Raw genomic sequence first — 23,504 nt, 5'->3', positions numbered from 1 at the left:
ATCATCCGAAGGACACGGCACAGGCCCGGGACATGCGCAGGTGGCCGCCGTCTGCCGTCAGGGGGCCATTCCCGCCAGCGCCACGTCCACGACGCGTTCGGCGAGATCCACGTCGAGATCACCGGCCGGACCCCACTTGGTGAACCAGAGCATGGTGCCGGTGAGAACGGCCATGCCCATCGAGACGTCCAGGTCGGCGCGGAGCTCGCCGTTGGCGATGCCACGCTCGATCACCGCGCGCATCGCCTGCCTCCGGGGCTCGATGGCCCGCTTCATGAACCGGTCCATCAACTGCGGATACCGATCGGCCTCGCTCATGGCGATCTTCATCACGCAGCGGTTGCGGGCCACACCCGACTCGCTGCGCATCGCGTCGAGCAGGGAGATCAGGTCGTCACGCACCGACGTACCGGTGAGCGACGGCACCGGGGCCTTGAGCGTGGCGAGGGCGTCGACGACCAGGTCCTCCTTGTTGGACCAGCGCCGATAGATCGTCGTCTTGCCGACACCCGCCCTCGACGCGATGGCCTCGATGGACAGATCGGAGACGCCCATGCCCTCGCCGATCAGATCGAGGGTGGCCTCGATGATCGCCTTCTCGGCCTTCTCGCTACGCGGACGCCCCGCCGGACGGGCAGTCCCTGATTCCTGGATCGTCATCGCTGCCTCACACTACAGCTGGTTCTTTCTGTTCCGCCTGCGAGACCGGGCGCGTCTTGCCCGGCATCCACTTCGCCACCACCGCGACGCCTACCAGCGCGATCACCGCCGACACCAGCGCCGTCACGTGCATGCCGTCGACGAACGCGGCGAACGCGGGCTTGATCAGCGCCTGGCCCCTCTCACCGAGCGCCTGGGCGACGCCCATCGTCTGCACGATCGACTCGCCCGCGGTGTGCTGGACGTCGGCGGGCAGGCCGGCCAGCGAGGGCGTGATCTCGCCGCGGTAGTTGGACGACAGCACCGAGCCGAGCACGGCCACGCCGAGCGCGCCGGCGACCTGGCGGACGGTGTTGCTCATGGCCGAGCCGACGCCGGCCTTCTCCCTGGGCAGCGACTCCATGATGGCGGTGGTCGCGGGCGGCATGATGTTCGCCATCGCGGCGCCCTGGACGAAGAAGATGACCTCGATCAGCACGATCGACGTGTCCTGGTCCATGAGCGCGTAGCTGGCCAGGGCCGCCGTCACCACGATCATGCTCACGGTGGCCGACAGCTTGGCGCCGAACCGCTCGTTCACCCGCTGGCTGAGCGGCGCGAAGATGAGCTGCGCGGCGGCGAACGGGATCATCAGCGCCCCCGCCTGCACCGGCGAGAAGCCCAGCACGGTCTGCAGGTAGAAGGTCAGGAAGAACATCCCGCCCATCATCGCGAAGAAGACGATGCCCATCATGCCGATGGCCGAGCTGAAGCGGACGTTGCCGAAGTTGCGGACGTCGAAGATGGGGTGGTCGATGCGCCGCTCCCACCACACGAACGCACCGAGCACCACCAGCCCGAACAGCGTCGGCACCAGGACCTCCGCGCTGAAGACGGTGCCGAGGCCGCCGCCGCGGATGATGCCGTACACCACGGCCACCAACCCGATGATCGACAGCAGCACACCGACCGGGTCCAGCCTGGACGGCTTCGGGTCACGCGACTCCGGTACGAGGGTCGCGATGAGGATCATGGCGATGATCACGATCGGCACGTTGATCAGGAAGACCGAGCCCCACCAGAAGTGCTGGATCAGCAGACCACCCGTGATCGGCCCGATCGCCACCGCGAGACCCACACCACCGGCCCACACGCCGATCGCCTTGCCCCGCTCACCGGGCGGGAAGACGTTGGAGATGATCGCCAGGGTGGCCGGCATGATCGCCGCCCCGCCGATGCCCATCGCCGCCCTCGCCAGGATCAACTGCATCGGATCCTGCGAGTAGGCGCTGGCGAGCGAGGCCAGGCCGAACAGCGCCATGCCGATGAACAACATCCGCTTGCGCCCTGTTCGGTCGCCGATCACCCCGAACGTGAACAGCAACCCGGCGAACACCAGCGTGTAGGAGTTGATCGCCCATTCCAGCTCGCTCTGCGTCGCCCCCAAGCCGACCGTCTTGTCGGCGATGGTCTTCATCGCCACGTTGAGGATGGTGTTGTCCAGCACGACGGCCAGCAGGCTGAACACCAGCACGCCGAGGATCCCCCATCGGCGTGGATGGCCCGCGTTCGGGTCCACTACTACGTCTCTCACGAAGAGCCCCCCAATTTCGATACGTACGAGTTTCGCAACGACACCGTATCGCAAGCTATTCCGATACGCAACGGTCCCGTTTCGTAAACCCTGGGTTAACTCTCGCCAACGCTCGCGAGCCGAGGTGCTGACCGCGGTCGGCCGCCGCTTCGGGATCATCCCCGCCCAGCTGTCTCCCGCTCTCTCCGGCCATCTCCGGCTGTCCTCGCTCCTGCCGCCGGCAAGGAAGCGCGCCCAAGACCTCGGCTGCGGCGACAGCCGGCGCCCGCGGCCGTAGTGCTCCCGCGGGCGCCGGCTGTGACCGCCGGAGCACTACGGCCGCATCACCACGCACCCATCCCCCACACCACCGCGCGGCCCCGGGCTGCTGTCGTCCGACGCGATGGCGTACCCGACTCGGTGCCAGCGGGCGCGTGAAGCAACTGGCCTTCGTGTTCTCAGGTCGCCGCGCGAGCCGCCGACGATCGCCCGTCCCCCGCGCCGCCACGCCCCGGTCGGAGGACCACCGGCCGTCGGCTTAAGAAGCCGCCGATCGCCGGGGCCCTGCTGGTCACCGGCTCAAGGGGCCTTGGCTGGTGCTGGAGTGGGCTCGGTGAGGGCCGAAAGGGGCGAGGCCGACGGGGTCTGGGTGGAGGTTGGGAGGGGGTCGGCGGGGCGGCGGGGCCAGAAGGGGGCGGCGGCGAGCACCATGGCCACTCCCACCAGGCCCGCGAGCACGAACGCCCACGTCGGCCCGCTTGCGTCGATCACGGCGCCCGCGATGGGGGCCGAGCTTGCTCCGCCGATCAGCAGGGCCGTGCCGTGGAAGCCCATCGCCTCGCCTCGCGCCGCTGCGGGCACCCACCGGGAGAGCACGTCGACCGTGGCCGACAGTGCCGGCGCGCAGAGGAGGCCTGCCGGGAGGAGCATCACGACCAGCCATTGCCAGCTGCTCACCAGGCTGACCGGGATCGTGAGCAGGCCCATGGAGGCGATGAGCACCAAGGGTGAGAAGCCACGTGACAGCCCGCCGTACACGAAGCCGCCGATCAGGGAGTAAACGCACCAGATGGCGACGGCGAGGCCGACCCACTGGGTCTGGCCGGCGTTGTTCATGGTCGCGATCAGGGACAGCTCCGTGGCCGTGAGCACGAACGTGGCCGCCGCCGCCGTCCCGAGCAACGCCACGAACCCGGGCGTCAGCCACTGCCGCCTGGACACCTTGATCGACTGCGCCTCGAGCTCGTCGGGCGATCGGGTGGGCGGATTGAGCATGAACATGCCCAGGCCCGCCGCCGCCGTGGCGACTCCGATGATCGTCATCGTCACCCTGCTGTCCAGCGTCGTCAGCCCGGCCACCGCGAGAGCGGGACCGGCCATGTACGCCAGCTCGACCAGCATGGAGTCGAGCGCGAACGCGCTGCGCCGCTGGGAGACCGGCACCATGGCGGCCAGGCACTGCCTGGTCACGCTGAACACCGGCAACGCCAGCAGCCCCGCCACCGCCGCCGTCCCGATCAGGGCCGGGAACGGCAGTGCCCACGCACACGCCCAGAACACCGCCTGCGCCACGGTCGTGACCATGACCACAGGACGTAACCCGTGCTTGTCGACGAACCTCCCCGACAACGGCGAGCCGATCGCCATGCCGATGGTGTTGGCCATGGTGACCAGCCCCGCCTTGCCGTAGCCCAGGTCGAGCGCCATGGCCACGTGCAGGGTGAGCGTCATCCCCATGGCCGTGGACGGAACCCGCGCCAGCAGCCCCATCAGCAGCAACGCGGGAACGCCCGGGATCTTGACCAGTCGTCGGTAAGGGGCGAGAGCCATGTCGTTTCAACCTCCGCGCTGATTCTCGCAAGTGGCACCGACAGTTTCGCCACAGGTTTTTCGGCACGTGACAGCGCGTGCCATCATCGGAAGAGTCCGGGGACGCCACTGGGGCGCCTCGAGACGTTTCTGGAGGGTTCACACATGTCCTCTTCAACCACGCTGTACGGGGGCGTCTCCGGGCGCCGGGTCACCGTTCGCGACCTCACCGCCGCCAAGGAGCGCGGAGAGCGGTGGCCCATGGTCACCGCCTACGACGCGATGACGGCCAGGGTCTTCGACGACGCGGGCATCCCCGTTCTGCTGGTGGGCGACTCGGCGGCCATGGTCGTCTACGGGTACGACTCCACGCTGCCCGTCACGGTCGACGACCTCCTGCCCCTGACGGCGGCCGTGGTACGCGGCTCGTCCCGGGCGCTGGTGGTCGCGGATCTGCCGTTCGGGTCGTACCAGTCCTCACCTCAGCAGGCGCTGGAGTCGGCCGCGCGCTTCATGAAGGAGGCCGGGGCACACGCCGTCAAGCTGGAGGGCGGCCGCCGGGTCGTCCCGCAGGTGGAGGCGCTGGTCTCGGCCGGTGTCCCGGTCATGGCCCACCTCGGGCTGACCCCGCAGTCGGTGAACGTCCTGGGCGGCTACCGCGTTCAGGGGCGCGGCCAATCGGGCGACGAGCTCATGGCGGACGCCAAGGACCTGGAACGGGCGGGGGCGTTCTCGGTGGTGCTCGAATGCGTGCCGGCGGATCTGGCGGAGCGGGTGACGGCATCGCTGACGATCCCCACCATCGGCATCGGCGCAGGCGCGGGGACGGACGCGCAGGTTCTGGTGTGGCAGGACCTGATGGGGCTCACGCCGCGTCCCGCCCGGTTCGTCAAGCGCTACGCGGACCTGGCCACCGAGATGGATCGCGCCGTCCGCGCCTTCGCCGCCGACGTGACTGCGGGCGCCTTCCCGGCTGCTGAGCACACGTACAACTGACGGCGGCCCGACGACACGCCCCCTACTCGGCGGTACGGCCGCCTGCGACGGGATGACCACTGAGTCGCCACCGCTACTGGGCTGCTGTTCCGAGCGCGCGGATTCTGGGCCGTGGGTCCAGATCCGCGCTGCGGGGCACACGCGTCAGGCGACGGGGCTCAGACCCGGCGTCGAAGGGCACGGCGTGAGGCGACGCCGCGCCCGTCCGCTGGGCACAGGGCGGCGCCGCGTTCGTCGCCGGGGATCAGGCGACGCCGCCTTCGGCGCTGGGCACGGGGCAGTGCCACGTCCCGACGCTGGGCATGAGGTGGGGGAGGTGGTCAGGGGGTGAGGGTGCCGGGGTCGGTGTTGGAGCCGCACAGCACCACGGCCACCCGCTCCCCCGGAGCCGGCGTGTACGCGCCCGACAGCAGTGCCGCGTACGCCGTCGCGCCCGCGGGCTCGGCCGCCACCCGGTGACGGGCCCAGAGGGTACGCCGGGCCTCCACGATCGCCTCGTCGGTCACCAGCACGCTCTCCACCCGAGGTGAGGACAGGACCTCGAACGCGATGGTGCCGATCTTGGTGGCGCCCAGCGCGTCGGCGGCCACCCCGCTCACCTCGACGGGCACCGGGTGTCCCGCGCGCAGCGCCTCGTGGAGGGTCGGGATCCGCTCGGGCTCGACCGCGATGATCCGCGGCCCGGAGCCGGGCGTCACAGCAGAGCCACGGGCCGGAGCGGAGCCGGGCGCCACACCAGAGCCGGACGTCACAGCAGAGCCGGAGGTGCCGAGGGTGATGCCGGCGGCGAAGCCGCCCCCGCCGACGGCGACCACCACCGTGTCCACGCCACCCGTCTGCTCGATGATCTCCAGCCCCGTGGTCCCCTGCCCCGCCACCACCTCAGCCTGGTCGTACGCGTGCACCGCCAACGCCCCCGTCTCCGCGGCCCGCTTGGCGGCGGCCTCGGCGGCCTCCGAGTAGATGGCCCCGGTCTGCGTGATGTGGGCCCCCAGCGCCTCGAGCCCGGCGACCTTCACCGGGCTCGTCACCTCGGGCACGAAGATCTCCGCCCGCACCCCCAGGACCCGCGCCGCATAGGCGACGGCCAGCCCGTGGTTGCCGCCGCTGGCGGCGATCACCCCGCTGGGCGGCAGCTCGCCCGCCGACAGCATCCGGTTGAAGGCCCCGCGGACCTTGAACGACCCCGAATGCTGCAGCAGCTCCAGCTTGAAGAAGACGCCGGGCGAGACCTCCAGCACCGGCGTACGCAGCACGAGCCCGTCGATACGACTGGCCGCCGCCAGCACATCCGAGTAATCCACACAGGCCACTATGCCAGCGCCTGCGCCACGTCGGCCCATAGGTCCTCGGGGTGCTCGATGCCCACGGCGATGCGTACGGTGCCCTCGCCGATCCCGTGCCTGGCCAGCTCCCCGGCGCTGAGCGAGCGGTGGGACGTCGTCGCCGGATGCATGACGAGCGTCTCCACACCGCCCAGCGACGGGGCGAGGAGCATGAGGCGTACGGAGCTCATGAACCTCTCCCCCGCCGCCCGCCCGCCGGCGAGGTCGAACGAGAGCACCCCGCCGAAGTCGGACAGCAGCTTCCCGGCCAGCTCGTGGGAGGGATGCGTGGCCAGGCCCGGCCAGTGCACGGCGGTGACGGCGGGGTGGGAGGCCAGGCGGGTGGCGAGGAGGCGGGCGTTGGAGCAGTGGCGTTCCATGCGCAGGGCGAGGGTCTGCAGCCCCCGCAGCGACAGCCAGGCGGCGAAGGGGTCGGCGGAGGCGCCCAGTTCGATCGCGAAGTGCCAGACCTTCTCGTAGAGCTCGGTGGAGGCGAAGACGGCGAGCCCGCCCACCACGTCGGTATGCCCGGACAGGTACTTGGTGGTGGAGTGTACGACGATGTCCGCCCCGTGCTCGATGGGCCGGCAGAGCAGGGCCGTGGCGAACGTGTTGTCCACCACGGACACGATCCCCAGCTCGCGGGCCGCCGCGCACATCCCCGGCAGGTCGGCGACCAGCGTCATCGGGTTGCTGATCGTCTCCAGGTAGACGAGCCGGGTCTCCGGGCGGACGGCGGCGCGCAGGGCGGCGGGGTCGTTCTCGGGCACGTACGTCACCGTGATCCCGAACCTGCCCACCAGGTCGTTGATCATGGCGGCGGTCCCGCCGTACAGGGACTTCTGCGCGATGAGGTGGTCGCCGGGCTTGAGCAGGCCGAGCAGGACGGTGTTGATCGCGCCCATGCCCGAGCCCGTGGCGACGGCCCCCACCCCGCCCTCCAGCCCGGAGACGGCCTCCTCCAGGGAGCGGACGGTGGGGTTGGTGTAGCGCCCGTACACGAACGGCCCGTCGGCCCGCCCCATGGCGTCGGCCATCACGGCGGGATCGTCGAAGACGAATCCGGAGGTCTGGTAGATCGGCACGGTGATCGGCCGGCTGCCCTCGATGACGGGCTGTGGCACGTGAACGGTGCGCGTCTCGGGGCGGAGCTCAGAGGGATGAGAATCGGTCATGCGTCAAGGATCGCCCGCGAAACGGTCCGACATCAGAGCCAATCCGGCAGAATTGGTCCATGAATGGGGCCAATCTCGCCGACGGCGACCTCGTCGATCTCCTGGGCCGCTGGGCGTCGGGCCGCGGCCCGCTCTACCTGCTGCTCGCGGCCCGGCTGCGGGCGCTCATCGACGACGGCGTGCTGCCGCCGGACCGGGCGCTCCCGCCGGACCGGGTGCTGGCCAAGCGGCTCGCGGTGGGCCGGGGCACCGTGGTCGCCGCGTACGACCTGCTGCAGCAGGAGGGCCGCGTGGTGCGCCGCCAGGGCAGCGGCACCCGGGTGGCCGCGCTCGACCTGCCCGCGACGCGCGCCGCCGACGGCGTGCCGACCAATCCGCTCCTGCTCCACATCCTGCACCCGCCGGACGGCGTGCAGCTCCTGACGTGCGCCGCGCCGGACGACATGCCGGCCGCGATGTTCGAGGCGTACGAGGAGGCGGGCGCGCGGCTGGCCGGCACCCGCGACCTGGGCTACCAGCCTGCGGGCAACCCGGCCCTGCGTGCCGCGCTGGCCGCCTACTACACCGGCCGCGGCGTGCCGACGACGGCCAAGGAGATCATGGTGACGACGGGCGCCCAGCAGGCGCTCACCCTGCTCACCGGGCTGCTGGTGGCCCCCGGCGACACCGTGCTGACCGAGGCGCCGACGTACCCGGGGGCGCTGGAGGTGTTCCGGCACGCCGCCGCCGTCGTCCGGCCCGGGACGGCGGAGGACCTGCGCGAACGCCCCGCACTGGCCTATTTCGTCCCCACCAGCCGCAACCCGGACGGCGCGGTCATGGACACCCCGGCCCGCCGGCGGCTGGCCGCGCTGGCCGCCGAGCACGACGTGCCGCTGATCGACGACGAGGTGTGCGCCGAGCTCTGCTTCACGGGCGAGACGCCGCCGCCGCTGGCGTCGTTCGAGCGGGGGGAGCACCTCATCACCGTCGGCTCGCTGAGCAAGCTCGTCTGGGGCGGGCTGCGGGTCGGGTGGATCCGCGCGCCGGCTCCGCTGGTGTCGCGGCTGGCCAGGCTGCGGGCCGTGCTCGACCTCGGGGGCGAGGTCTTCAGCCAGCTGGCCGCCGTCGCGCTGCTGCGCCGTCTGGAGGAGGTACGGGCGGCGCGCGTGCGCACGTTGCGCCGGCGCCACGACCACCTGTGCGCGGAACTGCGCGAACGGCTGCCGTCGTGGGAGTTCGAGCCCGCGCTCGGCGGCCAGACCATCTGGGTACGGATCCCGCACGGCGACGTGGACTCCTTCGCCCAGGTGGCGCTCAGGCACGGGGTCGCGGTGCCGCCGGGGAGATCGTTCGACCCGCTGGGCGGGCACGCCGACCGCATGCGCCTGCACTTCCTGTTCCCCGAGGAGGAGCTTTCGCGAGCGGTGAACAACCTGGCCGTGGCCTGGGCGTTCTTCGACGGCACCGATCGCCCGGTGTCCCGGCACACCCTCGTGGTCTGACAGTGTGGGCCTATGCAGACGACCTTCGTACTCGTGCACAGCCCTTCCGTCGGGCCCTCGACCTGGGCTCCCGTGGCCGAGTCGCTGGAACGCCGAGGACACGCGGCCGTGGTGCCCGACCTGACCGGCGTGGCGACGGGCGGCGCGCCGTACTGGCCACGGGTGGTCGAGGAGGTGCGCGCGGTCACCCCTGACACGCCCGTCGTGCTGGCCGCGCACAGCAACGCCGGCTTCTTCCTGCCGCTGATCAAGGAGGGGCTGGGCGAGCGGGTGGTGGCGTGCGTCTTCGCCGACGCGCACATCCCGCCGCGCGAAGGGCTGATCAAGGTCGCGGAGGAGAGCTTCCTGCCGTTCCTGCACGACCTGGCCGGGCCCGACGGCGTGCTGCCGCGCTGGACCGACTGGTGGGACGAGGAGGATGTGGTGGCCATGCTGCCCGACCCCGCCGTGCGCATCAAGGTGGCGGCGGAGCAGCCGCGGCTGCCGCTCGACTACTACACCCAGCCCATCCCCGTGCCCGCCGGGTGGGACGAGGTCAGGTGCTCGTGCCTGTGGTTCGGCCCGCCGTACGAGGAGGTCGCCGAGGAGGCGGGGCGGCGGGGCTGGCCCGTGGTCCGCGTGCCCGGCCAGCACCTGCACCAGCTCGTCGACCCCGAGGGCGTCACGGACGCGCTGCTCAAGCTCTCGCGTAAGTCGTGAATTCTTCACTGTCGCCGCGCGATCGCCCCGGAAACACTCGTACGCATGACAGCGATCGAAGTGACCGGGCTCAGGAAGAGCCACCAGGGGTTCGAGGCGGTGAAGGGCATCTCGTTCGAGGTTGCGCAGGGGCAGATCTTCGCGCTCCTCGGCAGGAACGGCGCGGGCAAGACCACCACGGTCGAGGTGCTGGCGGGCTTCCAGCGGGCCGACGGCGGGACCGTTCGAGTGCTCGGCCTCGACCCGTACACCGACCGCGCGGCCGTCAGGCAGCGCACCGGGATCATGCTGCAGGAGGCCGGGTTCTTCCCTGACCTGACGGTGGCCCAGACCGTCGACACCTGGCGCGACTTCACCGCCGCGCCCCGTCCCCGCGACGAGGCGCTGGAGCTGGCCGGGCTGGCGGGCAGGCGGGGCACCAAGGTGCGCCAGCTGTCCGGCGGCGAGAAGCGCCGGCTCGACCTGGCGCTGGCCCTGCTGGGCCGCCCCGACGTGCTGTTCCTCGACGAGCCGACCACCGGCATGGACCCCGAGGCCCGCAGGAACACCTGGACCGTCGTCCGCGACCTGGCCAGGCAGGGCACCACGATCCTGCTGACCACGCACTACCTGGAGGAGGCGCAGCGCCTGGCCACGGCCATGGCCATCCTGGACGCCGGCGAGATCGTCGCGTCCGGGGACATGGCCGAGACCCTGGCCGCCCGGTCGGGGCGGGTGGCGTTCCGGCTGCCCGCGGACGTCGACCCGGCCGATCTGCCGCTGCCGGTCACCATGGAGGGGGAGACGGCCGTCTGCCGCGCCGACGACCCCGACGTGGCCGCGCAGACGCTGCTGACCTGGGCGGCCGGGCGCGGCCTGCGCCTGTCGGGCCTGGAGGTCCGCGCCGCCACCCTCGAAGACCTCTTCCTGGAGAGCGCCCGATGAGCCTGACCGCCACCTACCGCCTCGGCACGCGCCTGTTCTGGCGGGACAGGTCCATGCTGTTCGCCTCCGTGCTGACCCCGGTCGGGCTGGCCGTGGGGATGCCGCTGCTCATGAGGAACGTGGTCGGTCCCTCGGCCGCCGCCGCGATCTTCCAGAGCACGATCTCGGTGCTGCTGGCGATCACCGCGTTCATGAACGTCGCCGTCGCCCTGGCCACCCGCCGCGACCAGCTCGTGCTCAAGCGCCTGCGGGCGAGCCGGCTGACGGACGGGCAGATCCTGCTCGGCCAGATCGCCAGCACGGCCACGCAGACCGTTGCCATGATCGCGCTGAGCACGGTGGCCGTGCGGGTGGTGGCCGGCGTGCCGTTCCCGGAGGACCCGCTGGGGTTCGCCGCGATCACGGTGGCGGGGTCGGCGGTGCTGTCGCTGCTCGGCGCCGCGTACACGGCCGCCATCCCGCGCGCCGAGCTGGCCGCCGCGTTCACCATGCCCGTCTTCCTGGTGGCAGGGGTCTCCGCGGGCGCGATGGGCCCGATCCCGCTGCCCTCGTGGCTGCGGCCGGCCCTGGACCTGCTGCCCACCAGCGCCGTCGTGAACGCCGTCAAGACCGGCGACCTGGCCGTGCCCGCCCTGGTCCTGGCCGCCTGGACGGTCGCCGGGCTCATCGCCCTCCGGCTGTGGTTCCGCTGGGAACCGCGCCGATCGTAAGGATAATCTCCCCGTGGTCTCCTCCTCGGCCAGACGGCTCGCGACCGGCCTCATCACCGCCGTGTCGGCCGCCTACTCGCTGCTCGCCCTCACCTACTTCGTGTACTACGGCCCCGGCTACGGCATCGCGGCCGCGGTCGCCACGCTCGCCGTGATCTCCACGCACTACCTGAACATGCGGGCCGGCCTGCGCGGCGAGCGCCCGCCCGCCTACCCCCTCACGATCGTGCTCCAGGCTGTCGTCACGTACCTGCCCGACCTGCTGCCCGGCGGCATGTCGGGGGTGACGGCGCCGATGCTGGCCGGGACGCTGCTGGTGTTCCTGCCGCTGGGCTGGGGCGGCGCGCTGGTGGTGCTGATGATGCTGTACGAGGGCATCGTGCTGTGGTGGGGCGGGGTCCCGTTCATCGTCATCCTCTTCTACGTGGTCACCGTGCCGACGACGGGCGCCATGACGTACGCGCTGGTGCGGTTCACGCGGGTGGCGGCCGACCTGGAGGAGGCCAGGGCCGAGCTGGCGGACGCGGCCGTGCTCAAGGAGCGGCTGCGCATCTCCCGCGACCTGCACGACGGCCTCGGGCGCAGCCTGACCGCGATCGCGCTCAAGGGCGACCTGGCCTCCCGGCTCATGGAGCGCGACCCGGCCGCCGCCCGGACGGAGGTGGGCGAGCTGGTGCAGGTGGCCAGGGAGGCGGCCCAGGACGTACGCCACGTCGCCAGGGGTTACCGGGCCCTGTCGCTGGCCGGCGAGGTGAACCGGGCGGTGGCGCTGCTGGAGTCGTCGGGGGTCGGCGTGCAGGCGCATCTGGTGGACGTGACGCTGCCGGGCCGCTCGGAGGAGGCGCTGGCGTGGGCCGTACGCGAGGCAGTCACCAACGTCCTGCGCCACAGCCGCGCCACGACCTGCACCATCACCACGTCCGTGAACGGCGGCACGCTCCGGCTGGAGGTGGCCAACGACGGCGTCCTCGCCGAGCCCGGCCCCGACGGAGGGGGCCTCACGGGGCTGGCGGAACGCGCGGCCCAGGCGGGCGGCTCGTGCACCGCGACCCGGACCGGCGCCGGCGGCTTCCTCCTTACGATGGAGGTCGTGGCGTGATCAAGGTGCTGCTGGCCGAGGACATGCACATGATCCGCGCCGCCCTCACCGCCCTCCTCCGCCTGGAGCAGGACATCGAGGTGGTCGCGGAGGTGACCCGGGGCGACGAGATCGTGCCCGAGGCCCTGCGGGTGCGGCCCGACGTCGCGGTCGTGGACATCGACCTGCCGGTGGTGGACGGCATCACCGCCGCCGCCACGCTGCTGGAGCGCCTCCCGTCGTGCCGCGTCCTGGTGCTCACGGCCATGGGGCAGCCGGGCCACGTACGCCGGGCTCTGGCCGTGGGCATCGAGGCGTTCCTGGTCAAGGACGCCCCGGGCGACCGGCTGGCGGACGCGATCAGGCGCACCGCCGCCGGGCTGCGCGTGCTGGACTCCGAGCTGGTGTCCTCGGCCATGCAGTACGGCGAGAGCCCGCTCACGCCGCGCGAGTCCACCGTGCTCAGGGAGGCCGCCCGGGGCGCCTCGGCCGAGGAGATCGCCTCCCGCCTCCACCTCTCCCCCGGCACCGTGCGCAACTACCTGACGGGGGCGATCACGAAGACGGGAGCCCGCAACAAGATCGACGCCATCCGCATCGCGGAGGACGCGGGCTGGCTGTGACACATCCGTCCCACCGACCAGGGCTGAGGTCCCTGCGACGGGCGGGTCAGATGTCCGTGATGCGCAGCCCGGCGTGGGCCTTGTAGCGGCGGTTGACGGAGATGATGTTGGCGGTGAGCGCCTCGATCTGGTGGGAGTTGCGCAGCCGCCCTCCATACACGCCGCGCACGCCCGGGATGACCTCGGCCAGCGCCTGCACCGTGTCGGTGGCCTCGCGGTCGTCGCCGAGCACCAGCACGTCGAGGTCCACCTTCTCCACGGCCGGGTCCATCAGCAGGACCGCCGACACGTGGTGGAAGGCGGCCACCACCCGGCTCTCGGTCAGCACCGCCGCCGCCTGCTGCGCCGCGCTGCCCTCCTCCACCGGCAGCGCGTAGGCGCCCTGCTTGTCGAACCCGAGCGGGTTCACGCAGTCGACGACGATCTTCCCGGCCAGCTCGGCCCGCAGGGACTCCAGCAGCGCCTTGTGCCCCTCGTACGGCACCGCCACGATCACGATGTCGGCCTCGGCGGCGACGGCGGCGTTCGCGCCCCCGCTCGCACCCGCCCCGATGTCACCGGCCGCGTCCTGGGCGCGCTGCTCGCTACGCGACCCGATCAGCACGCGGTGCCCCGCCAGCGCGAACCGCCGCGCCAGCCCTTTCCCCTGGTCACCGGTACCGCCGAGGATGCCGATGGAAAGCCCGCTCACATCTGTCATACGCCCGATCATGCCAGCTCGGCCGCCCGGTACCCGCCACCGGGTGGGCCGGGCCCGGTCGTGCGGGCCCGGCCGGCGTACGGGCTAGCAGTTACCGATCGCGGGCAGCCCGAGGATCCGCAGGGCCAGCCACTCGATGGCCAGCGGCCCTCCTTCGACGGCTCCCGTGACGTGGTCCGGCGCGGGCAGCGCGGTCCACCGGACGTTCACCCCGGCCCGGCAGTACTCGGACCGCAACGTCGAGCCCACGGACAGCGGGATGATCTGGTCCCCCCGCGCGTGATACAGGAACATCGGCACCCGCGGAGCCGTGGCGCCCAGGCGGTTCTCCCCGAGCCGGGCCAGCCACTTCGGCTGGTTGAGCAGGTCGATCGGGCTCAGGTCGGAGAAGCTCAGCCCGGACAGCTTGCCGAGGTCGCCCACGCAGTCGTCGGCCGCGTCGGCGAGCAGTGCGCGGCCGCGGTCGTTGAGGTCCGCCTGAAGGTTCAGCTCGGGGTAGGCCGCGTCCAGCCCGACCCCGGCCGCCGCCGCCAGCCCGAAGTCGGACCCGCCGTCCAGATGGTCCGCGACCGCGTGCAGGTCGGCGGGCACGCCTCCGGCCGCGACGCCCTTCAACCGCAGCTCGGGCGCGTACGAGGGCTGCAGCTGCGCCGCCCACCCGGCCGACGCCCCGCCCTGGGAGTAGCCCATGACGGCGACGGGCGCCCGGTTCGACAGCCCGGCCCCGGACACGCGGGTGGCCGCCCTGATCGAGTCGAGCACGGCGTGCCCCTGCGAGATCCCGGCCATGTACGTGTGCGGCCCGGGCGTGCCGAGCCCCTCGTAGTCCGTCATGGCCACCGCGTACCCCTTGAGCAGGAACAGGCTCACCAGCGCGAGCTCCGCCTCCCGGCCCTGGCTCATGCTGAGCGAGGGGGCGCACTGGTCGCCGAGCCCGTGGGTGCCGACGGCGTACCCGACGATGGGGCGCGCGCCGAGCGGGTAGCCGCTCTTGGGCACGAGCAGCGTCCCCGACACGGTGTTGAGCGAGCCGGTGGCGGACGTGGAGTTGTAGAGGAGGTGCCAAGCGTTGACCGGAACCTCCAGGAGCTTGCCCGGCAGGAGGTAGACGGTGGTGGGCTGGGCGGAGACCACGTCTCCCGGCGTCGCCGCGCGGGCCGGGGTCGTGATGAGGGACATGATCAATAACAGGACCATGGACATGCTGACGCGGACACGTAAGGACATGTACCGCCCCTCTCCGTGAGGACCACATACTTGGGACGGCGGCGCCGCGAGCCGATCGTTACCCGGGAGTAACCTCCTGTCAAGGCCCGAAATGACGGGGAAACGCACCTCGTGTCAACACATCACTCCCGAATCAGCCACCCCGCGCGTGCGGCGTCAGGCACCATGGGGAAATGGACTCAGGATCGGTGGCACTGCTGCGTGAGCTCCTGGCCGAGACCGGGTGGCTCGAACGCGCCCGCGAGCTGGGCGTCGCCCTGCGGGCCACCCGCTCGCCCGGCGGCCTCCTGCTGGTGGGCACCCCCGACGAGGAGCCCTGGCACCTGACCGCGCACCTCGCCGACGAGGCCAGGTTCTCCGGAATGGCGCAGCTCACGCCCACGCTGGTGCGCTGGGCGCCGCCCGCCGACGCGCCCGCCCACCTGCGCGTCGGCATCGAACGCCTGGAGCGCGCGGCCCGGGGCGAGACGCTGTTCGTGCTGGCCGAGCGGGAGGCGCCGGTGCCGCTGCTCGAACGCGTGGACGACGCCCGGCGCACGGGGGCGACCATCCTGGCCATCGAGGGCGGCGACCGGGAGCTGGCCGGGCTGGCGCACGACTGCATCGAGGTGCCGCGGGACGGGCTGGTGACCTTCGACGGGGCGCAGCACCTGGTGAGCACGGCGGCCGGGGAGCCCGAACGCCGCCCCGGCCTGCGCGAGCGCCTGGCCCGCCTGCTGGACAAGGTCAGCGGCCCCCAACAGGCCGACTAGGGACGCCTGCCGGCCACGGTCGCGGCCACCCAGGCTAGGGACGCGACCGCTCCGGCTCGGAGGCGTCGGCGGCACCGGCGGCACCGGGGGCACTGGGGGCGCTGGGGGCGCTGTGCAGGCGTCCGCTCAGGGACGTCTCCAGCGCCGCCGTGGCCTCCTCGATCGCGCCGATCACCACGGCCTGCACGGGGTCGGGCTCCCCCGACCGGGTACGGCTCACCCGCGTGACCGCGTCCAGCCGGCGCGCGCCCACGTCACGCACCTCGCTCACCCGTACCTCGCCCTCCGGCACGTCCAGCAGGGCCAGCGCGGGCACGATCGCCACCCCGTGCCCGGCGGCCACCAGCGACAGCGTGGGCCCGAACTCGGTGATGACGTGCACCTTGCGCGGCTCGAACCCGTGCAGCCCCGCCAGCCGCTCCAGCGCCTGCCCGCACGCCTGGTTCGGCTCGCTGGCCACCCAGGGCAGCCGCAGCAGCTCGGGGACCGACCCCGGGTCCGGCTGGTCGGGCGGCAGCACGATGCGGTATTCGTCCACGTAGAGCAGCCGTGCGCTCAGTGACGGCTGCGACAGCCCGGGCAGGCCCATGTCCTGCTCGGTGATGAGCACGTCCACCGCGCCCATGCGCAGCTCCTGCAGCGCGGGCGGGCCGAAGACCTCGTGGATGACCGGGGTGATCTTGGGGTGGCGTGCGGCCAGGTCCCGCATGGCCGGCACCAGCACGTGCGTGATGACCGTGGGGAAGGCGGCGATGCGCACCGGCCCGGCCAGGCGCTCGGTGAACCGGGTGAGCTCGCGCCTGGCCTCCAGCAGCTCCTCCTCCACCCGCTCGGCGTAACCGGCGAGCACGCGCCCGGCCGGGGTGAGGGAGACGCTGCGCTGGGAGCGGTCGATGAGGGCCAGCCCGACCTCGCGTTCGAGCTGGGCGAGCTGCTGGGAGACGGCCGAGGGGGTCAGATAGAGCGCTTCGGCGGCCCGCATGACGCCGCCGCGGCGGGCGACCTCGTGCAGGATCCGCAACCGCCGTGGATCGATGTCCATGCAGGTCAGCTTACGCGCACCTTTAGCATTCTTTATTTGCGCTTTACGACGATCACTCCAGACAATGACGGCCATGGACCTCCTCTTCGCCGCCGTCGGCTGGATCGGCGCCGCCCTGCTGCTCGCCGGGTACATCCTGGTCACGCAGTCCCGGTTGCCGGGCGACGGCGCGGCGTACCAGCTCATGAACCTCGCCGGCTCGCTCGGGCTCATGGCCAACAGCGCCTACAGCTCCGCCTGGCCGTCGGCCGGCCTCAACCTGATCTGGGCGGGCATCGGCGTCCTCGCCCTGATCAAGCTCGCACGTGTAGGAGCGTCCGCATGATCGTCGAACTCAGCCACCGCATCGTTGACGGAATGGTCACTTATCCCGGCATTCCCGGCCCGACGCTGGGGGTGCACCTGAGCCGGGAGGACTCGCGCAAGGTCTACGCGCCGGGCACGGAGTTCCACATCGCCACGATCGCGCTCGCCGCCAACACCGGCACCTACCTCGACACCCCGTTCCACCGCTATCCCGACGGGCCCGACCTGTCACAGGTGCCGGTGAGCAAGCTGGCCGACCTGCCCGGCCTCGTGGTGCGGGCCGGCACGGGCCGCGAGGTGGTGATCGCCGAGGACCTGAACGTACGGGGACGGGCCGTGCTGATCCACACCGGCTGGGACCGCCACTTCGGCACCGACGCCTACCTGCACGGCCACCCCTACCTCGCGCCCGAATCGGCGCAGTGGCTGGCCGACCAGGGGGCGGCGCTGGTGGGCATCGACTCGCTCAACATCGACGACACCCCGCCGCATGGCGAGCGCCCCGCCCACACGATCCTGCTGAAGGCAGGCATCCCGCTGGTGGAGCACCTGACGGGACTGGCCGCGCTGCCTCAGAACGGCTTCCGCTTCCACGCCGCGCCCCCGATGGTCGCGGGCATGGGAACCTTCCCGGTCAGGGCATACGCGGTCGTGCCCTAGTCGTCATTCTCCGCCTCGTCCCAGGCCTTGTTGCGGTCGGCGGCGCGCTGCAGCGCCCCGGCCGCCTCCTGCTCGGAGGTGTAGGGACCCATCCGGTCCTTGTTGGGGCAGCCCTTCTCGGGCTCGACCCGCATGTGCTTGAGACAGAACCACCATTGGCCTTCGCTCACGGGGTCAATTCTGCCCCGTAGACTCATGTTTCATGACGACACTGCTCCAGCCCGGGCGAGTTTCGCCCATGCGAAAGGTCCCCGCCCACATCGAGCGGCCGGAGTACGTCGGCAAGAAGCGCCCCAAGACCGGCGAATCCGACGTGAAGAGCCCCGAGATCATCGAGCGCATGCGGGTGGCCGGCCGGATCGCCGCCCAGGCGCTCGACGAGGTCGCCAAGCACATCCGGCCCGGTGTCACGACCGACGAGCTCGACCGGGTCGGCCACGAGTTCCTCGTCGACCACGGCGCCTACCCGAGCACGCTCGGCTACAAGGGCTACCCCAAGTCGCTGTGCACGTCGATCAACGAGGTCATCTGCCACGGCATCCCCGACGACACCGTGCTCCAGGACGGCGACATCGTCAACGTCGACATCACCGCCTACATCGGCGGCGTCCACGGCGACACCGACGCCACCTACCTGGTGGGCGAGGTCGACGAGGAGTCGCGGCTGCTGGTGGAGCGCACGCGCGAGGCCATGATGCGCGCCATCAGGGCGGTCGCGCCGGGGCGGCAGCTCAACGTGGTGGGCCGGGTCATCGAGGCGTACGCCAAGCGCTTCGGCTACGGCGTCGTCCGCGACTTCACCGGCCACGGGATCGGCACGAGCTTCCACTCCGGGCTCATGGTTCCCCACTACGACGACCCGTCGCTGCGGGTGGAGCTGGTGCCGGGGATGACGTTCACGATCGAGCCCATGCTGACGCTGGGCACCATCGAGTACGACATCTGGCCGGACAAGTGGACGGCCGTGACCAAGGATCGCAAGCGCACGGCCCAGTTCGAGCACACGATCGTGGTCACCGATACGGGCAGCGAGATCCTCACGCTCTCCTGACCCCCGTCAGCCGCGTCGGGGCACCACTCCGGTCACGGTCGTGCCCTCGCCGAGCACGCTGTTGACCGACAGGCTCCCGCCGAGCTCGGTGAAGGCGGCCCGCATCCTGGCGATCCCGCTCCCCGCCCCCGCGGTGTGAAAGCCCTGGCCGTTGTCGCTGACCGTCATGCGCAGCCCGCTCTTGGAGACCGTCACGGCGATGGACACGGTCCGGGCCCGGCTGTGCAGCTCGACGTTGGACAGGGCCTCGTCGATCGTGGCCATGACGGCCCTGGAGACCCGCGAAGACACGTCGGTGGCCGGCAGCGCCCAGGTCTCGACGGCGATCCCCGTGCGCTCGGACCATTCGGCCAGACAGCTCTCAAGAGCCTCGGCCAGGCTCTGCCCCCCGCGCATCCGTGTCTCTTCCGACAATGGCTTTCGCCTTCCTGGGCACACCGGGCTCACGCCGGTCCCCACTCCGGCGCCCTCACCTGGCGGTGCGCGTCCCCCCTCAAGGCCTACGCACGCTGGTCATGGGGTTATGCCCGTCTCCCCTGGGAGACAGGCTACCTGGCGGTACAGAGACTTGTAGTGGGAAGATAGAAGGCCATGGCCGAACGGCTACTCGCCGGAAACCTTGTCACTCACCTTTGTCCGCGCGGTTGAGACGGGCGAGGTAGGCGTTGTAGGAGTCGAGTTCCGAATCCCCTGAGCCGCCTGAGCGGTCGGCCTTGCGGTCGATGCGCCGCGCCTGCCGTTCGTCGTCCTGATACCACTGGATGGCGATGGCCAGCAGCACGATGAGCGTCGGGATCTCGCCGAAGCCCCAGGCGATGGCCCCGCCGTCCTGCTGCGTCTGCAGCAGCGTGGCGCCCCAGGTGCGGCCCAGCTGCTCGTACCAGCCGGAGGCGATCACCGTGCCCATCATCATCAACGCGACCCCGAAGAACGCGTGGAACGGCATGGTGATGAAGAGCATGAGCAGCCGCCCGACGTACGGGAGCCGGTTGGGCGCGGGGTCGACCCCGACGATCACCCAGAAGAACAGGCACCCGCTGAGCAGGAAGTGGAGGGTCATCCAGATGTGCCCGAGGTGCTCCTCCATGGCCGACTCGAAGAGCGGCGTGAAGTACAGCGCGTACGTCGAGGCGATGAAGATGGCCGTGGCGATGGCGGGATGCGTGACGACCTTGGTGAAGCGGCTGTGCAGGATCGTCGTGATCCACTCCCGCGGCCCCCTGTCGCCCCGCCGGGTGGCGGGCTTCAGCGCGCGCAGGGCCAGCGTGACGGGCCCGCCCATGACGAGGAAGATCGGCACGACCATGGAGAGCGTCATGTGCTCGATCATGTGGACGTCGAACATGACCTTGGCGTAGCGGGCCAGCCCGCTCTGCGTGGCGAACACCAGCAGCGCGACCCCGACGTACCAGGAGGCCGTGCGCCCCCACGACCACTTGTCGCCGCGCCTGCGCAGCCGCCACACGCCGAACCCGTAGAGCCCGGCCAGCGCGGCGGCGACCGTGGCGAAGAACAGGTCGAACCACCACATGGTGAACACGTTGCCGAGCGTGATCTCGGCCGGAAGGGGGAAGCCGAGCAGCTCGAAGGCCCGGTCGGCGGGGACGCTGAAGTCGGGCGGCGGCGTGCGCGACAGCGCCACGGCCACCCCGATGGTGGCCAGCATGAGCAGCATCTCGCCGCCGGCCAGCCGGGTGAACGCGCGCGGCCTGCCCTTGTCGAGGTCGGCCAGCGTGCGCTGGCGGTGCCAGTAGCCGACGTAGCCGAGCAGCACGAACGCCACGATCTTGACCACGGCGAGCAGGCCGTACTGGGTGGTCCACAGGTCGGACACCGCGCCCAGCCGCGCGATCAGGCTGAACACGCCGGACAGCCCCACCCCGGCGTAGCACCACACGGCCATGTCGGAGAACCGGCGCGCGGCCACCTCGAGCTGCGGCTGCTTGCGGACCGCGTGAATGGCCAGCACGGCGAGCCCGCCCACCCACAGGGCGAGGGCGAGCAGGTGGAGCGAGACCGCCGACGTGGCGAGGTCGTGGTTGGGCGAGGAGGAGGTGTGGCCGGTGAGCGGCGCGGGCAGCAGCGTCACCAGCGCGAAGACCAGCAGGCCCGCCGCGGCCCCCGCGGTGATGGCGCCGCGGGAGAACAGCGCGATCGCCACCCCGAACAGCACCACGAGCGTGAGCGCCACGCCCTGCGTGGTCTGGGTGGCGTAGCTGGTGAGGAAGGTGCGGTCGAGGATCTGGGGAACGGTCCTGCCGATGGACTCGGCGGTGCTGAACACGATGGCCACGAAGGCCGAGCCGGCCCAGGCGAGGGCCGCCCACGAGCCGGCCTTGACGTATTGGCCGGCGGTCCTGCCGAGCACGCCCTTGTCGTTGGGCAGCAGCGCGGCGGCCATGAGCAGCAGGCCCACGGTGGTCACGCCCGCCACGTCCATGAGCAGCTTGGACAGCGGCAGCCCCCACCGGACGACCGCGCCGGAGTCGGGCAGGCCCGGGATGATCCTGGGGAACGCCCTGCCGCCGGCGATCATGCCGATGACCAGGGCGACGACCGCGGCGGCCGCCCCGCCGAGCGCGAGCCGCGCCGCCTTGCTCATGGCTTCTTCTTCCGCGCGCTGAGCAGGAAACCGATGCCGATGCCGACGAGCGCGCCGATCACGATGACGAGCCAGACGGGGAAGCCCACCGGCTGGCCGGCCGAGGCCTGATCGGTGGCGGGCGACGTCTGTGCGGGCTGTGGCGCGGCCTGTGTCGCGGGGGCGGAGCTCGCCGGTGCCGCGACGGCGGAGTCGCTGGGGCTCGCGGTGCTCGGGCTGGGGGACGGTGTCTCCGCCCCCTTCACCTTGAACGGGATCTCGCCCTCGATCGGATGCCCGTCGGACGACACGACGCGGTAGGCGATCGTGTATTTCCCGTCGGGCAGCGGCTCCTTGACCGCCTGGGTCACCACCTTGCCGTCGGCCTCGGGCTTGCCGCTCTGCAGCTCGGCGCCGCCGGGGCCGCGTACGATGACGAACGGCAGGCGCACGCCCGCGGTGAACTCCAGCCGCACCTCGTCGAGGCTCTTGACCTCGGCGTCCTTGGCCGGGGAGCTGCTCTTGAGCGCGTCGTGCGCCAGCGCGGGAGCCGCCATGCCGAACACGAGCACGAGCAGGGCGGCGGCAGTCGCGGCGAGGGCCGCAAGCGGGGATCTCTTCATGGCACCCCCAAGGCTACCGACGCCACCGCCCGGTCCGGACCTCGCTATAGCCCCGCGCAGGCCAGCGCCCGCTGGTACGCCTCCACCGCCTCGTCCGTCTCGCCCAGCAACTCCATGGTCTCGGCGGCGGCGTACCAGGTGCGGGCCGAGCGGCGGGAGTCGGGCAGCGGCGTGAGCCAGCCCTTGACGGCGGCGGCGTGCCGGCGCCCCTCGTCGACCCGGCCGACCGCGCCGCAGACCCTGCCTAGCAGCAGGTTGGCCTCCGCGCCCAGCACGTGGCCGAACTCGGGGAGCAGGTTTCTGCTGATCACGGCGTGCTCGGCGGCCTGGTCGAGGTCTCCGGTCATGTATTCGGCGCTGGCCAGCTCCATGTAGAGCATGGCCTGGTCGATCGTGCTGGTCGAGGTCTGCTCGAACTCCGCGACCACCGTGCGCAGCCCGTCGCGGACGGCCGCGGCGTCCTGCGCGCCGGTCCTGAGCCGCGTCCGCGCGAACTGCAGCCGCATCCTCGCGGTGTTGCGCGGCTGCCCGTGCTCCACCTGCACGGCCAGGGCCCGCTCGGCGAAGGCCACCGCCTCGCTGTTGTGCCCGGTGGCGCGGGCGACGATGGAGGCGTTCCAGTTGGCCGCGACGATGGAGCGCGGCGTGCCCAGCGCGTCGGCCGCGTTGAGCAGCTCGGCCGCGAACTGCCTGGCGCGCAGCATGTCGCCGCGCTCCAGATAGGCCGCCAGCAGCGTGGCGCCCAGCTCGACCAGCAGGTCGGTCCAGCCCTGCCGGGACTTGCCGCTGAGGATCTGCTCGCCCACCTCGACGGCCTCGCTCAGCCGCTCGCGCTCCCGGTAGGCGCGGCACAGCGCGATGGCCACCTCGATGTTCTGCTCGGCGGGGAGCTCCTCCTCACGGAGCTTGAGCATGATCGAGATCGCCCGGTCGAGATCGCCCCCGGCCTCGGTGGCGAGGGCCAGACCGAATTCGGCTTCTTGACGAAGTGAGGTAAGACCTGTCAGGTTGCTGTTGCCCAGCAGTTCCTCGAAGCGCGTCCGGGCCTCGGCGACTTCGCCGTTCTCGAGCGCCAGCCGCGCGTAGCCGAGGGCGAGCTCGATGTCCTCCATCTGTTCGGCGGTGACGCCGTTGATCAGGTAGGACAGCGAGCAGTCCAGCTTCTGGGCCAGCAGCTCCAAGACCGCAGGGGTGGGGGTACGCTTTCCGCTCTCGATCAACGAGACGTAGCTGTCGGACAGTTCGGGGTGCGCCAGCTGGGCCTGTGACAAGCCGCGTTGCCGCCGAACCGTCTTGATGCGGAGACCGACTAGGTCAGATGTGGTCACAGCAGCCGCTCCCTGAGAAGATGAAGTCCAAGCAACTCACATAGGCTAGGGAGAACCCCCGTGCGCATGCGCATTGTCCTGTCCGTCCTGGTTGCCGTGATCACTGCCGCGGTAACCGTTGGAGGTAATGCTACGGCCACAAGTGCCGCAACGTCTTCCCTGTCCTCTGGACAATCGGACGTGTACTGCTGCTGAGCAG

The 23,504-nt window shown here is 71.5% G+C and carries 24 protein-coding genes; 11 read left to right on the top strand and 13 right to left on the bottom strand.

Annotated elements, in window-relative coordinates; genetic code table 11:
- Window positions 1–57: 57 nt before the first annotated feature.
- From ACWEPL_RS12875 to ACWEPL_RS12865, 3 genes are all read right to left on the bottom strand, one after another.
- Window positions 58–660, bottom strand: coding sequence for a TetR/AcrR family transcriptional regulator (locus ACWEPL_RS12875; RefSeq protein ID WP_355206266.1), 603 nt, complete (start codon window positions 658–660; stop codon window positions 58–60).
- Between the two features lie 7 nt (window positions 661–667).
- Window positions 668–2,233 carry an MFS transporter gene (locus ACWEPL_RS12870; protein WP_363963285.1) on the bottom strand — a complete coding sequence of 522 codons (1,566 nt, stop codon included), beginning with the start codon at window positions 2,231–2,233 and terminating at the stop codon, window positions 668–670.
- Between the two features lie 558 nt (window positions 2,234–2,791).
- The gene (locus ACWEPL_RS12865) at window positions 2,792–4,042 is read right to left on the bottom strand and encodes an MFS transporter (RefSeq protein WP_452436167.1); all 1,251 of its coding nucleotides are present in this window, start codon (window positions 4,040–4,042) and stop codon (window positions 2,792–2,794) included.
- A gap of 144 nt (window positions 4,043–4,186) precedes the next feature.
- Here ACWEPL_RS12865 and panB point away from each other — a divergent pair, with 144 nt between their 5' ends.
- Window positions 4,187–5,017 (top strand): 3-methyl-2-oxobutanoate hydroxymethyltransferase, encoded by an 831-nt coding sequence (gene panB / locus ACWEPL_RS12860; protein WP_363963281.1) that lies wholly within the window; start codon window positions 4,187–4,189, stop codon window positions 5,015–5,017.
- Window positions 5,018–5,337: 320 nt separating this feature from the next.
- Here the strand turns inward: panB and ACWEPL_RS12855 are convergent, their stop codons facing one another.
- Together ACWEPL_RS12855 and ACWEPL_RS12850 are read right to left on the bottom strand one after the other, a co-directional pair.
- Window positions 5,338–6,321 (bottom strand): pyridoxal-phosphate dependent enzyme, encoded by a 984-nt coding sequence (locus tag ACWEPL_RS12855; RefSeq protein WP_452436166.1) that lies wholly within the window; start codon window positions 6,319–6,321, stop codon window positions 5,338–5,340.
- Window positions 6,322–6,329: 8 nt separating this feature from the next.
- The gene (locus ACWEPL_RS12850) at window positions 6,330–7,517 is read right to left on the bottom strand and encodes a trans-sulfuration enzyme family protein (RefSeq protein ID WP_350728728.1); all 1,188 of its coding nucleotides are present in this window, start codon (window positions 7,515–7,517) and stop codon (window positions 6,330–6,332) included.
- A gap of 59 nt (window positions 7,518–7,576) precedes the next feature.
- On the opposite strand from ACWEPL_RS12850, the gene ACWEPL_RS12845 reads away from it, so the two are divergent.
- From ACWEPL_RS12845 to ACWEPL_RS12820, 6 genes are read left to right on the top strand one after another with little or no spacing between them, the layout of a single operon-like run.
- Entirely contained in the window at window positions 7,577–9,001 is a 1,425-nt protein-coding gene (locus tag ACWEPL_RS12845; protein ID WP_452436165.1) for an aminotransferase-like domain-containing protein, read from the top strand.
- 12 nt (window positions 9,002–9,013) lie between these two features.
- Window positions 9,014–9,700, top strand: a complete 687-nt coding sequence (locus ACWEPL_RS12840) for an alpha/beta hydrolase (RefSeq protein ID WP_452436164.1) — start codon at window positions 9,014–9,016, stop codon at window positions 9,698–9,700.
- Between the two features lie 45 nt (window positions 9,701–9,745).
- A complete protein-coding gene (locus tag ACWEPL_RS12835) occupies window positions 9,746–10,624 on the top strand; it encodes an ABC transporter ATP-binding protein (RefSeq protein ID WP_452436163.1) in 879 nt (292 codons plus the stop codon).
- Window positions 10,621–11,334 carry an ABC transporter permease gene (locus tag ACWEPL_RS12830; protein WP_452436162.1) on the top strand — a complete coding sequence of 238 codons (714 nt, stop codon included), beginning with the start codon at window positions 10,621–10,623 and terminating at the stop codon, window positions 11,332–11,334. Before ACWEPL_RS12835 ends, ACWEPL_RS12830 begins: the two co-directional genes overlap by 4 nt.
- A gap of 13 nt (window positions 11,335–11,347) precedes the next feature.
- Entirely contained in the window at window positions 11,348–12,433 is a 1,086-nt protein-coding gene (locus ACWEPL_RS12825; protein WP_452436161.1) for a sensor histidine kinase, read from the top strand.
- Complete coding sequence (locus ACWEPL_RS12820; RefSeq protein WP_350728719.1) at window positions 12,430–13,035, top strand: response regulator transcription factor; 606 nt, start codon at window positions 12,430–12,432, stop codon at window positions 13,033–13,035. Before ACWEPL_RS12825 ends, ACWEPL_RS12820 begins: the two co-directional genes overlap by 4 nt.
- Before the next feature lie 46 nt (window positions 13,036–13,081).
- Here ACWEPL_RS12820 and npdG read toward each other — a convergent pair whose 3' ends face one another.
- Both npdG and ACWEPL_RS12810 read right to left on the bottom strand, forming a co-directional pair.
- Complete coding sequence (npdG, locus tag ACWEPL_RS12815) at window positions 13,082–13,735, bottom strand: NADPH-dependent F420 reductase (protein ID WP_185072761.1); 654 nt, start codon at window positions 13,733–13,735, stop codon at window positions 13,082–13,084.
- Between the two features lie 84 nt (window positions 13,736–13,819).
- Entirely contained in the window at window positions 13,820–14,962 is a 1,143-nt protein-coding gene (locus tag ACWEPL_RS12810) for a lipase family protein (protein ID WP_350728717.1), read from the bottom strand.
- A 173-nt stretch (window positions 14,963–15,135) separates the two neighbouring features.
- Here ACWEPL_RS12810 and ACWEPL_RS12805 point away from each other — a divergent pair, with 173 nt between their 5' ends.
- Entirely contained in the window at window positions 15,136–15,714 is a 579-nt protein-coding gene (locus ACWEPL_RS12805; protein ID WP_397371393.1) for a hypothetical protein, read from the top strand.
- Between the two features lie 34 nt (window positions 15,715–15,748).
- Here the strand turns inward: ACWEPL_RS12805 and ACWEPL_RS12800 are convergent, their stop codons facing one another.
- On the bottom strand, window positions 15,749–16,756 hold the full coding sequence (locus tag ACWEPL_RS12800; protein WP_452436160.1) for a LysR family transcriptional regulator: 1,008 nt from the start codon (window positions 16,754–16,756) through the stop codon (window positions 15,749–15,751).
- Between the two features lie 73 nt (window positions 16,757–16,829).
- Here ACWEPL_RS12800 and ACWEPL_RS12795 point away from each other — a divergent pair, with 73 nt between their 5' ends.
- Entirely contained in the window at window positions 16,830–17,081 is a 252-nt protein-coding gene (locus ACWEPL_RS12795; protein ID WP_350728712.1) for a CBU_0592 family membrane protein, read from the top strand.
- Window positions 17,078–17,722: a cyclase family protein gene (locus ACWEPL_RS12790; RefSeq protein ID WP_452436159.1), complete on the top strand. Its 645-nt coding sequence runs from the start codon at window positions 17,078–17,080 to the stop codon at window positions 17,720–17,722. Before ACWEPL_RS12795 ends, ACWEPL_RS12790 begins: the two co-directional genes overlap by 4 nt.
- Here the strand turns inward: ACWEPL_RS12790 and ACWEPL_RS12785 are convergent.
- Window positions 17,719–17,919 (bottom strand): hypothetical protein, encoded by a 201-nt coding sequence (locus ACWEPL_RS12785; protein WP_452436158.1) that lies wholly within the window; start codon window positions 17,917–17,919, stop codon window positions 17,719–17,721. The two genes, ACWEPL_RS12790 and ACWEPL_RS12785, sit on opposite strands and share 4 nt — an antisense overlap.
- A gap of 5 nt (window positions 17,920–17,924) precedes the next feature.
- Here ACWEPL_RS12785 and map point away from each other — a divergent pair, with 5 nt between their 5' ends.
- Window positions 17,925–18,773: a type I methionyl aminopeptidase gene (gene map / locus ACWEPL_RS12780; protein ID WP_350728707.1), complete on the top strand. Its 849-nt coding sequence runs from the start codon at window positions 17,925–17,927 to the stop codon at window positions 18,771–18,773.
- 6 nt (window positions 18,774–18,779) lie between these two features.
- On the opposite strand, the gene ACWEPL_RS12775 is transcribed toward map, so the two are convergent.
- The 4 genes from ACWEPL_RS12775 to ACWEPL_RS12760 all read right to left on the bottom strand — a co-directional run bounded on the left by ACWEPL_RS12775 (window position 18,780) and on the right by ACWEPL_RS12760 (window position 23,305).
- On the bottom strand, window positions 18,780–19,169 hold the full coding sequence (locus ACWEPL_RS12775; protein ID WP_350728705.1) for a sensor histidine kinase: 390 nt from the start codon (window positions 19,167–19,169) through the stop codon (window positions 18,780–18,782).
- Between the two features lie 226 nt (window positions 19,170–19,395).
- Window positions 19,396–21,375, bottom strand: coding sequence for a cytochrome c oxidase assembly protein (locus ACWEPL_RS12770; protein WP_452436157.1), 1,980 nt, complete (start codon window positions 21,373–21,375; stop codon window positions 19,396–19,398).
- Window positions 21,372–21,977 (bottom strand): copper resistance CopC family protein, encoded by a 606-nt coding sequence (locus ACWEPL_RS12765; RefSeq protein ID WP_452436155.1) that lies wholly within the window; start codon window positions 21,975–21,977, stop codon window positions 21,372–21,374. The genes ACWEPL_RS12770 and ACWEPL_RS12765 overlap by 4 nt, the downstream gene beginning before the upstream one ends.
- A gap of 44 nt (window positions 21,978–22,021) precedes the next feature.
- Complete coding sequence (locus ACWEPL_RS12760; protein ID WP_363963249.1) at window positions 22,022–23,305, bottom strand: helix-turn-helix transcriptional regulator; 1,284 nt, start codon at window positions 23,303–23,305, stop codon at window positions 22,022–22,024.
- Window positions 23,306–23,504: the final 199 nt, after the last annotated feature.

This window comes from Nonomuraea sp. NPDC004186 (assembly GCF_053603495.1).
Note: the sequence above shows the minus strand (reverse complement) of the source record. Positions and strands in the feature narration are given on the sequence as shown.